9 protein-coding genes are annotated in these 11,121 nt (G+C 40.8%); all 9 read right to left on the bottom strand.

Features of this window, described 5'->3' with window-relative positions:
• Positions 1 to 29: 29 nt before the first annotated feature.
• Positions 30 to 1,187, bottom strand: coding sequence for a hypothetical protein (locus ACYQ2M_RS21190; RefSeq protein WP_459918385.1), 1,158 nt, complete (start codon positions 1,185 to 1,187; stop codon positions 30 to 32).
• Positions 1,188 to 1,192: 5 nt separating this feature from the next.
• Positions 1,193 to 2,047 carry a sulfotransferase gene (locus ACYQ2M_RS21185; protein ID WP_459918384.1) on the bottom strand — a complete coding sequence of 285 codons (855 nt, stop codon included), beginning with the start codon at positions 2,045 to 2,047 and terminating at the stop codon, positions 1,193 to 1,195.
• Positions 2,048 to 2,054: 7 nt separating this feature from the next.
• Positions 2,055 to 3,071 (bottom strand): Wzz/FepE/Etk N-terminal domain-containing protein, encoded by a 1,017-nt coding sequence (locus ACYQ2M_RS21180; protein WP_459918383.1) that lies wholly within the window; start codon positions 3,069 to 3,071, stop codon positions 2,055 to 2,057.
• 7 nt (positions 3,072 to 3,078) lie between these two features.
• On the bottom strand, positions 3,079 to 5,172 hold the full coding sequence (locus ACYQ2M_RS21175; protein WP_459918382.1) for a YjbH domain-containing protein: 2,094 nt from the start codon (positions 5,170 to 5,172) through the stop codon (positions 3,079 to 3,081).
• A gap of 16 nt (positions 5,173 to 5,188) precedes the next feature.
• Positions 5,189 to 7,522 (bottom strand): SLBB domain-containing protein, encoded by a 2,334-nt coding sequence (locus tag ACYQ2M_RS21170; protein WP_459918381.1) that lies wholly within the window; start codon positions 7,520 to 7,522, stop codon positions 5,189 to 5,191.
• 410 nt (positions 7,523 to 7,932) lie between these two features.
• On the bottom strand, positions 7,933 to 8,217 hold the full coding sequence (locus ACYQ2M_RS21165; protein ID WP_459918380.1) for a hypothetical protein: 285 nt from the start codon (positions 8,215 to 8,217) through the stop codon (positions 7,933 to 7,935).
• Between the two features lie 156 nt (positions 8,218 to 8,373).
• Positions 8,374 to 8,964: a chalcone isomerase family protein gene (locus tag ACYQ2M_RS21160; RefSeq protein ID WP_459918379.1), complete on the bottom strand. Its 591-nt coding sequence runs from the start codon at positions 8,962 to 8,964 to the stop codon at positions 8,374 to 8,376.
• A gap of 42 nt (positions 8,965 to 9,006) precedes the next feature.
• Positions 9,007 to 9,771, bottom strand: coding sequence for a cyclase family protein (locus ACYQ2M_RS21155; RefSeq protein ID WP_459918378.1), 765 nt, complete (start codon positions 9,769 to 9,771; stop codon positions 9,007 to 9,009).
• A gap of 120 nt (positions 9,772 to 9,891) precedes the next feature.
• Entirely contained in the window at positions 9,892 to 11,118 is a 1,227-nt protein-coding gene (locus tag ACYQ2M_RS21150) for a hypothetical protein (protein WP_459918377.1), read from the bottom strand.
• Positions 11,119 to 11,121 lie beyond the last annotated feature (3 nt).

Below are 11,121 nucleotides of genomic sequence, written 5' to 3'. Positions count from 1 at the left end.
TACGGTATAAGCTTACATTGCGTAATTCGTTAGAATTTGGTACTTTCAATTCTTAGCCTCCCAACGAAGAATACGGGAACGAGCGTGATACAAAAGAGGAATTCATCAAATATTATTATTGGGAATTCCCCATTTCGAAACACCAAAAACAATTTAAAAAGAAAAAAAGAATATACATAGCTTATAAAATATGAACTTGTTTTTCTTACGCTATGGTATAGGCGGCATGTAAAATACGATAATACCCCTAACATCAATAGAGAAATATATATGCCATAAACATAGGTAACGCCGATAATTGAAATAGTAGGCCCTGGTCCAAAATGAAAAAATAGCCTCATCCGTAAATCCCAAGATATGTTGGGATTAATATCAAAGAAGTATCTTAAGGGGGTTATATATAAAGGTTTATTCTCTACATAATCACTTAAGACTAGATATGTGCCAAACTGAAAAGGGTAAAATTCTTCTGACGTAATGAACGATTCAAATAAGCCACCATTAAGAGTTTGAACTCGCACCAAAGCGCCGCCAAAAACCAACATACAAAAAATTGAAGCAGAGAATAGAAGGAATTTATTATTGCTTCTATTTTTAACGCATAGCGCAATAATTAAAATTGCAGCATATTCGCGGCGCGTCGTTAAAACAAGAAGTAAGCCAACTAAAATAATTATTATAAACTTAAAGAACTTAGGGAAATCAGTATCCAGTAACAGAAACAATCCTGTCATCAATAATGACATCAAAAACAAATATCCAAGCAAACCAAGCTCTGGTATGAGAGCTCCAATGGAACCTACAGAGTGTTGGCTGTATCCATATACAAACAAATCAAATAACCCTACGGAACTAGCTATTTTATAGAATGCCCACGTACCAATGAAAAGATAACTAAATGATAGTACTAAGGTGAGTTTAGAATTATTAAACTTAAAATATGAGGCACCTTTGACATTCCCTATAAGCTGCATTAATGCAACTGTACACACACAAAGCAACAATATTAAAAAAGAAATAAGCGTGCTTGAAAAATCTGCATCAACTCCTTTAACATAAAGAGCAATGAGATCTCTATCGTTTATATATGAATAAAGAACAGGAGTAAAAAAAAGTAAGCTAGTGACAATGGACATGACTATTGGGCTGAATAAAAGATTTTTGATTTGGACTATGTGGGCTCTCATTTTTTTCAGCTTCGCTCGCTTAGGTAAAATTTATAAGCATCTTTAAAAGCTAATCGATCATTATTATCATACTCGTTTTTTTGGGGTTTATGATTTATTTCCTCAATAAATGTCATAAGGCGATGACGGCGCTTGACTGAAGGAAAAAACATTCGAAACGGATAACGAAACATTCTTTTGATCAATGGATTTCTACTTATCAAATTTTCCAAAAAAATTAATTTAGGCCGAGCATTTGCATTTTTTTTTGGCAAAGAAATATTTTTTTTAGGAATATGTACGTTCGGCACTTCAATAAATTCAAATAGAGCCTTTAAGACAATTTCTGGAGATTCTATAAGCTCATTAAAACCAATGTACATAATATTTTCTTTTGAAAAGACTGCAGTCAAATTTTTTTTAATCATTTCATAGCAAGATCTTTTTATATAATCAAAGCCTATCTCTTTTCTTGGATAAATTTCTTTTCTAACCGCATCGATAAACGATCGGTGCTCCAAACCTCTCCTTACGTTCATGTTATATTGACTTATTGCACGCTCATACGGATCTCTAATGATTAGTATAATTTTTATGGCAGGGTTGATTTTATAAAGATTTGTAAGAGCAATTTTGCTGGTGCAGTACTCAGGGTTAACCTCTCCGACAATGCTTAACTCATAAGCACTTTGATGGAATTTTTCCAAATACTCCTCAATATTTTTTTCCCCCTCCGACAGAAAATAATTTGATTCTTTGTTCCAAGGTAATGATATTATCTCGCAACTTGAAAGTACTTCATGGAGCGATGTAGTGCCCGCTTTTTGGGCGCCAACGACGCAAAAATCAATATTAATTTTTCGTCTTTTCTTTGTAGCCATACACCAACTAACTTGAGGAGATTTTTAATTTATTTCGTTTAATGTTTGCAAAGAATTGCCAAAAAAGAATAAAAATAACTGAAAAAAAAGCTGAAATAAAAATGGTCAATGTGCATATAAGAGTACGTTTAGGTTTGTACTTCATTTCAGGAACGAATGGTTTATCCAGTGTTTTAAATCGAATTATTTCTTTAACCTCAGCAATTTTTGCCAGTTCAACCTGTTTCCTGAGTTCCGTGTATACTGTCTGTGCTGCCAAATGTTCCCGTTGAATTTTAGAAAGGGTCAGATTGGCTGAAGGAATCTGTTGTTCCCAGAATTCCAAATTTTTTTCAGCAGATGCCAGTCGAGATTCCACAAATTTTCGTTCTCTTTCTGCATCGCTTTCATATTCATTTTCCAGGTAAAATGTGACCTTATCAATGATGTGTTTTAACATCTCTGAAGCAAACTCAGGATCTTCATCTACCCAGGAGATGGTAATTAACATCGTTTCTTTGTCCTGAGAGACGGAATAATAAAAGTCTTCGAGTATTTTATCTTGCAGCGTTTTGATAGGCGTTGGTATATCTTCAGAATCATCAACGTTCCACTGTTGTTTTTGAGCATCCCACAAATCAGGGTAAAATCGGGGTAAAAGATGATGTTCCTGAATCAGTCGCATTTTCAGGGTACGGCTGTTTAAAAATGAAACAATGTTCTGACTCTTGTTATCGCCTCCTGCAATATCTATAGGCAGGGGAATACTGCTGGCAAGAGCTGCCAATTTAGACATGCTATCGCCGGAACCGGTTTCAGTAGGTTGCAGCACGGCATCAGATTTGTATGTAACCGGAAGTACATAAAAAACAACAGCCAAGGCAATTAGTGCACAGAGTAGTGTGAAACCACATATGAACCATTTCCCCCGCCAAAGCGTGTCCCACAACTCAAGAAGGTCAATTTCATCATCTTTATCATCGCATGCCTGATGAACAGGTACATAGACATACTTCTTTATTGGCTTTTCACTATCGGTTTCCATCTGAAAATTAATATCTCCTCATCTCTTCAATGGTTCGGCACGCGTGATCTGGTGTTATCCAGGGGCTCATGGGAAAAAGCGAGTCCGGTTGACGGACCATGGCACCCGGATCCCTGGTAAAACTGGTGATGGCGTAGCTTAAATGACCCGGTTTGTCATTATCCCTGAATATGGACAGGGGAAAGCTGATGTAAACGCCCTTTTGATCCGTTCCACTGTTTTCAGGAGCGTTGAACATATCTGTATCGGTTTTGGTGTACCAGGCACCCAGAGTGAAGTAGTCAAAAGAACGTCTGATGTCAATTCGAAAGCCATTGTCCCCGGCCAGAAAACGTCCGATGGTTAGGCCTGCGTCAATGCCCTGGGAGGGAAGGAGTTGCCCGTAAAGGTGCAAAAAGGCCGTGGAGTACCATCTGTCCGGATCATCCCTGAGCTGTAAGTTGTTGTCCGGATCCCGTTTGCGTACCAGTTCTGATTCCAGGCCAATGCCCCAGAGACCTTTGTTAAAATAGCGAAAGAGCTCCCCACCGAATCCGGCATAGGCGGATTCAAATGCGCCGGCAGACAGACGGCCTTGGACGGACAGAGGCAGGGTAAGTTTCTGCTCAAGGGCAAGCATGGAGAGTCGTAAATCTGATTGGGCCTCATAGTCAAGAAGATCGGTGCGTACGCTGTTTTCTCCTTCAAGGGCAGGGTAGTCGACCTCATCGAACTCATTGAAAATTGTCCACTGAAGCTCGCCAAGGACCTCTCCCCCAGGCCAGGGGTGATAACCGGCCTGTGCCCTGAGAAATCCCTTGTGTTTGAGAAATCCCTCTTTATTATTTACGAATGTGATAATCTGTGGGGCAATGCTGAAGGAAAAGCGGCTGTCAAGGATATCAATCCTCTCTGCATCGGTGGCATCTTTCTGAAACGTTGTTAGGTTTTCCTGTTCGTAAAGATTCAGTTTTGAATATGCCAGAAAGCCTTCCCGATCAAGATTGTGGTCCCGAAAGGCGGTGAAAACCTTTCGAGGGGTTTTCAGGCTGGTCAGGATGGTATTATTGTGTTTGATGTTAAGATAGAAGGTGGTGATGCGCTGGGGTAAAATACGGTCACACACATCTGCCACATGTCCTAGTGCCCTGCTGTTGGAAAGATGAAGTGTGTTGTGAAACGCCACCCACACGACATCTGAAGCACAGGAAACGGAGATCTCTTCAAATCCCTGAGCCTTGAGGGTGTTGCCAAGAATGGTTGCCAGGTTAGGATTGTCCGCTTCGAAGGCTTTCCACTTGGACTTTTCGGTGGGAGAGTACGGGGGTGTTTTCCGCCAGGGTAAGATACCTTCTGCGCGCAAAGGGAGTTCAACATCAACACTGCAGGCAAAGCTATCCCCCTGCAGGTATCCCAGTGTTGCCGCCATGTTTTTAGTCAATTTATATTTTACACCGATATTGATATCACTTCTTGATCCATCTGTTTTGAGCTGTTGGCCGGAGCTGTCCCTGTAGCCGAACATATTCTGGTTGTTCATGGTGGTATACTCGGCTACCAGGGTCAGCCTGGGTGAGAGATGCCATTCCACACCGCCAAACAGTTTTGTCTTTCTGAAGATATCCGAGGTGATAAAATTTTCTTCTTCCCCGGTAAATTCTCCCGCCAGCGTCCCCTGGCCGAGCCCAATGGTAAAATCCACGTTTTTAATCATCTTTGACATGGCCAGGTAGCGGGAACTGAACAATCCGGTGCCGGTAACATCAAAAAGACCGGCCGCAACCTGGGGGAAAAAAGGGTTCTCTTTAATGAGCACACCACGTATTCCTGCACTTCTGTCTTTGTAATCCCCATAACCATGTCCGGGAAAAGCCTCAATGGTGTTAACCTTGGTAAATTGTCCATGTATTTCTATTTGATCCAGAAATCCAGCCGCTCCGCCATAATAGGTCCATGGGTCGGCATGACCTAATTTGATCCGGATGGTTCCGTCCTGTTTGACACGGGCTGTGGGCAATTGTAGAATACCGGTGTAGGATTGCAGGGATCCAAGTGCCTGCGGTTCAGATTCCCATGCAATGGCAATGGGTGTGCCCACCGAAACAAACATTAGAACAAACATGAGGGGGAGCCAGCTCTTAAATGGCAAGGGCGACGCCGGCGGTTGTGGCAATTTTAAAGACAATGTCGGAAATATCCTTGGTCAGTTTAAGATAGGGGACCCGCTCCAGATCTTCCGGTACAACAATGGTGTCTCCCGGCATAAGTACAGTTTTTTCAAAGTTGTTGAAAAAGCCGTTTTTCTGGGACATGGAAATAATTTCACCATTGGCCTTCAAGAGGTAAACATGTTTATCGTCGGCAGTTTTTGCAAGCCCACCGCTCTTTTGAAGATAGAACTTCAGGTTTCTATCCGGTTGAAACAGGAAAGAGCCGGGTGAATAGACACTTCCCACCACCGAAACAAAGGAAGGTTTCTGGGGAATATCCAGAGTATCTCCGTCCTGAAGTTTGAAATCGTAGATGCTGTTTTTAAAAGAATCCAAATCTGCAATCTGGATGGCGACTCTCCCTTCCGCTTTTATGGAGCTAAGCTTCCCTATGAGATCCTGGACGGCTTTGCCGGCAACCTCTGCGGATTTTGCATCTTCTTCAGACGTGGCAGTCTGTGCCATCTCCGTCGACGTCTGCATGTAACCTAACTGTAATCTTTCCAGCATTTTATTGATACTTGATTGCTGGATCTCCTTGGCATGCTCGGATGTGTATTTTGCCCCGTAAAAATAGGCATCATCAGTGAAACCACCGGCACGGTTGATGAGGTCGGAGACCTTTTCATTTTCCCTGATATTGTAAGTTCCGGGATATCTTACTTCTCCAGTCAAAGTGATGCTTTTCACCAGAGCGGCGTCCTTGATTCTCGGAATGAGAATGGAATCATAGGGTTTTAAAATAAAAGAACCATCCCTATCAAGGTGGAGCAGCAGGTATTCAGTAACCACCTTGTTCTCTTTGATTACCTGGCGGGCGATCTCCACCCGGTCTATTCCTGCTCCGAATTTTAATCCACCTGCAAGGGCAACCGCATCCTGCAGTTTTAAATCCGGCTGAAATATCAATTTGCCGGGATTCCATACCGCGCCATTTATGATAATTTCTTCCTGGATACCCAGGTCTTTCCTGGATAGAATCATAATTGTGTCATGGGGCATTAACGTCGCATCATAATCCCCGGTAAACACCTCGGACAAGGGAAAACGCAGGGGGGTGGTCCGGGTAGTCTTTCTGTCATACCTGTAGATCAGTGCAAATTGCATCAGCGTGTCAGGTAGTAAATTATCTGATGTGTTCAGAACATCAGAAAGGGAAAGGCCTTCTTGATATTTAAAAATATCGGGTTTCCAGACATTGCCTTCCACTTTCACCACCAGGGGAAGAGCTGACTGGATAAAGGCAAGCTCTAACAGGTCTCCGTTTTTTACTGTGATTTTTTGCCAGGCATCGGGTTCCTGGTTGATATCAATATCCTGGATAACAAATTTTTTATTTTTATCAAATCGGCGCAAATGGACACGATCTCCAAATGCCTGGGGAAGAATCCCGCCTGCCAGCTTGGCCAGATCCTGGATATGGCGTTCGTCGGTAATTTCAAATATGGCCTGGTGGTTAACGGCTCCGCAAACAGCTGCTGTTTTGCCGATTTTATCCACAAAGATTACATCTCTGTTTTGCAGCATGGTGTCAGATTGCCTGTCACCCTTGAGAAGAAGATCGTAAAGATCAAATGGGAGAAGGGCTTTTTTCCCCCTGTAGAGCTTTATTTTTCTCAGTGTTCCGGTTTTTTTGATACCACCCGCATGAAACAGGCCGTCAAAAATTGTTGAAAAGGCAGGCACTATATGTAGTCCGGGCGAAGTTACTTCCCCCACCACATATACTTCCAGGCTACTGAGTTCAACCATGGTAATACTGATATTCATGCCCTGGAAATATTTTTTGGCTTCTCTGCGGACAATCGCTTCAACATCGCCATATTTAGTCCCTGCAACAATAATAGGACCCAATTGGGGAACATTGATACGGCCTTCTCGATCTACAACAACAGGATATTCTGCATCTAAGGATGATCCCCATACCCGTATGAGGAGACTGTCTCCGGGACCAAGAATATAGTTGTTATCCGGAATGGCAAGGCTGGATGGTTTGGGAAGGGCTGAGGTGAAGATGTCATATCCGAATTGACGAATTTCCCGGGCAAGCAAGGAGTCATATCCATACCGATATTGATCTTCAATAATGGATGGTTCGTAAATTGGAAGATCTTCATTGCCTTCAATCTTGTTCTGTGGAAATTCAGTGCTTGGTTCTTCATTTCCTGCCTGGTCCTGATCTGTTATTTGTCTGTTTTCGTCAGATTTATTGATACTAGGGTTGCGGACGTTGACATCTTTTGGAACCGTTGATTTGTCCATGGAACTGTTTGTTTTGCTGGTCTTGTTGGGAAGTAAATATTTCTGTTGTTCACGTGAGACGTTTTCATTAACCCCGGATGGTAATTGCCGCAATGTTCCTGCAGGTAGCTGTTTAATAATTTCAGGAGGAATTGCCATCCCGTTATATTCAAAACAATATAGCGACGTGTCAATTGAGAGAATGCACAGGCATATTAAAAACCATTTTGAGTGAATCATAGCAATACCATTGGACTATAGTTATGTAGAGGTTTCAAAATCGGGTATAGCTTCGCCCTGTAAAGTACACACCGAGCGAATATATATCATGCGAATTCTGCTAAACAAAGCATGAATCAGTGAAAAAAAATCCATAAAAAACAATTAAGAAAATGATTTTTATGGATAAAATATTTTTTATTTGTGAAATTTTAATGCCCACCACCACCACCACCACCACCTGCTGCGGCTGCGACCACTGCAGCGGCAATGGCTGCCAATCCTATCATGACTCTTTTGCTGGTATTAGATTTCATGATCCCCTTTTCGTCGGCCTCGGAATCATAAACGGCGTTACCGTCAGTAAGAGTTGCTATGTTTTGTGTTTCATTGTCTTTCGTAAGTGGTCTCACCAAATCATTATCATTCGCTGTGGCAATAGAAACGCCCATGAACAATAGTGTGATTGTCAAAAATAGAGATATTCCTTTTTTCATCGACGTTTCTCCTTTGGTGGTTTCTGTCAGGATAATCTTATCGCGATCCAATTTCAGTTCTTTAGATTCACAGATCTCCATATCATATAAATTGGGGACAAATATAAGGATCGTCTTTTACATAACAATTTTTTTCATAAATAAAAATAGATTTTTTCAACATCCTTTATTACCGAGCAAGGCCTTTGAGAGTTTTTGCAAATGTTTCTCGGTTCTTTTTCCCAACCATAATCGGAAAATAGCCTTTTTTAAAAGCAATCCCTTGACAACCACTTCAGGTTCAGTTTTTCCGTTCTTGTAGACGAATACCCCTTTGTCCTTTTGATATAGGATCACAAATGAATCTTTATTCTTTATTCCATTTGCAAAGGATGTCAAAAACAAGTCTATTTCTTTTTGAATTGAGACTGTTTCTTTACCCATTGATTCATCAAATCCTTTCAGGGTAGCGTCTATAAATTTTTCTGAAGTGATCAAATCAGTTAAAATTTCAATTCTCAAAGCCATAGTTTCGTCAGCATCAATAATTTTCAAGGCGTTATTCGAGAATTTTTTCAAATAGAGACCGATAACGTAAACGTCAAACCCAATAACGTATTTTTTTCTCACGCCTGCGCCATTTAATAACAGATTTTCATCGTTAACTTTCATGCAGTCAGGCAGGTTTGTTCCGTTAATTTCCAACGCATCTGTTTGTGTGTTTAAAAGGAGCACCATTAGAATTGATAAAATATATTTTTTTACCATGCTTTCATTCTCATATCAATAAACACATTAACTCAGAGGTGTTTAGGAAGATAAGATTGCTACAACTCTCGCAGGGGCGGCCGAAGCCCCCACAATTTTTAATGGAAAAACAGCAACTTTAAACCCACTTGAAGGTAAAGACTGAAGATTTACGAGTTGTTCCATATGCCAGTAGTTTTTCTCTCTTCCAACAAGATGCCCTTGCCAAAATTCGTCTTGGCCCTTTGATTTGATGGTTCTTTTTATCTGGACATGAAACGGTAGATCCCATCCCCACTGGTCAATACCCATTATTGAAACTTCCTGTTCAATCAGCCACAACGTAGCCTCTCTGCTCATGCCTACACCATGTTTCCAGTAATCTTTTGTACCAATATATCGATCCATGCCCGTCCTGATAAGCACAATATTTCCAGGCTCAATTAATGTATCTGTCTTTGCCAGTTGTTTTTTTAGAATTTCTGGAGTTATAGGCGTGTATTCTTTGATTTCAGTTAAATCAATAAGTATACCGTCCGCAAGACAATTTTCAAGAGGGATTTGATCAATTGTTAAAGCTTTTTCACTGTTTGTTGTTGGGCCATAATGCCACGGAGCATCAATATGTGTTGTGCTGTGTACCCCCATACGGGTAATTGTATCATCTGCCCATCCCACAAAATTTTTACTGAAATATTTAAAGGGTAAACCTAAAACTCGAACAATCAGTTTGCCTATCCAATGGGGCTTGTGTTTGATTTTAACCCTCATAAATTGAGGATCATCAGGATTATAATAAATGGATTTTGACAGATCTACAATTTTCAAAGTTATTACTCCATGGAATATACGCGCTGCTTTACTATAAACAAGGATAGTTGGTATAGAAACAAGTCAGATTTCCGCCTTCAATGTTATAGACATTCACCATCGCAGTTGTGAACTGGCTCAATAAATAATTTCGAAGCCAAGATATAACGAATATTTGTTAATACTGCCAAATTCATCATCCGTATTTCCGACCATAGTATCCCCGATGGTAAAAATTTTGCATAAATCACCCAGTTCGTATTCCAGTATGCCGATTGCCCTGCTTGAGGAGTCGTCAAGATCCTGAATCCATCGTATGACATAGTTAAAGCTGTTCGCTATTTTTGAGTCTGTTATTTGCAAAAGTCCATAATTTTTGCGTATAAGAACATCGTCGAAGTTGACCTTCCCATAGGGTGGAGCAGCTTGGTAAATAGGACCGGTAAAGCCGTTCTCATTAAAATAATACTCGCAGGCAAAAGTGGGACCCATTTCAAAAGTGTAAGATGCTCCCAATAGGAAATCCAGATCAGTATTGTCATCTTCAACAGAATCATTACGAACACTTCCTTCTCCATAGATCTGGGTAGCATCAGAGACAGACCAACCGGCAAAAACACCCAGGGTTTCTCCATCGAATTCTTCATGGGAAAGGATCATACTGCAGTATTTTTGATAGCCTGTATAATCGATTTTCAATGCGTATTTTTGATTAAATTCGTTGTAAAATTCATGTTCTCCATCATCTGTGTTTACGATAAGGGAGGCGCTCCAATTGTAATGGGGGATCCAAACGACTCGAGCATAGTCAAGCCCAGAAACTTCAAGTTTTGGGTTGTCGCGTCCATTGTCTTTGATAAATGGGTTGGAGGGAGAAATCAGGAAGGAGGGTCCCCACTGGAGATTCTCACGACCGTAGGATACGAACAATTCATCAGTTATCATTAGTTGGGCCAACCATTCATTAACATAGAATTCGTCTGTGGTTTCAGTTTCATCTGATTGCAAACCTTCTGTCCATTTTTCATATTTTAAACGCCAACGAGGCTTTGCTGATAAACGTAGAGGGGTTAAATTAAGATCAAAGTCGGGTCTTATATTCAACTCTGCTTGATATGTATTGATATTCTGTTGATTGTTATAGTTAAGAATTGAGTCGGTTTCGGGTGACCGGATAATTCCAAACTCAATAAGATTAAGCCGCCATGAGAAACCGTCTATTATTCGCTTCTCCATGCTTTGAGATCCGAGCGTCGAATCATCCGATTGAGGAGATTTTTCATTTTCAACAGCCAATGCACCACCAGATATTGATAAGTAAATAATGGTAAATATATAGAGTGCTGGAGTAATAATTTTTTTCATAGT

It is taken from the genome of Desulfocicer niacini (assembly GCF_054657595.1).
This window is presented reverse-complemented; position numbering and strand designations above follow the sequence as displayed.

What these genes read in the sequence shown, in the direction of transcription:
- ACYQ2M_RS21190 (WP_459918385.1), bottom strand. Translation starts at nt 1,187, where the DNA reads ATGAGAGCCCACATAGTCCAAATCAAAAATCTTTTATTCAGCCCAATA.
- ACYQ2M_RS21185 (WP_459918384.1), bottom strand. Translation starts at nt 2,047, where the DNA reads ATGGCTACAAAGAAAAGACGAAAAATTAATATTGATTTTTGCGTCGTT.
- ACYQ2M_RS21180 (WP_459918383.1), bottom strand. Translation starts at nt 3,071, where the DNA reads ATGGAAACCGATAGTGAAAAGCCAATAAAGAAGTATGTCTATGTACCT.
- ACYQ2M_RS21175 (WP_459918382.1), bottom strand. Translation starts at nt 5,172, where the DNA reads ATGTTTGTTCTAATGTTTGTTTCGGTGGGCACACCCATTGCCATTGCA.
- ACYQ2M_RS21170 (WP_459918381.1), bottom strand. Translation starts at nt 7,522, where the DNA reads ATGGACAAATCAACGGTTCCAAAAGATGTCAACGTCCGCAACCCTAGT.
- ACYQ2M_RS21165 (WP_459918380.1), bottom strand. Translation starts at nt 8,217, where the DNA reads ATGAAAAAAGGAATATCTCTATTTTTGACAATCACACTATTGTTCATG.
- ACYQ2M_RS21160 (WP_459918379.1), bottom strand. Translation starts at nt 8,964, where the DNA reads ATGGTAAAAAAATATATTTTATCAATTCTAATGGTGCTCCTTTTAAAC.
- ACYQ2M_RS21150 (WP_459918377.1), bottom strand. Translation starts at nt 11,118, where the DNA reads ATGAAAAAAATTATTACTCCAGCACTCTATATATTTACCATTATTTAC.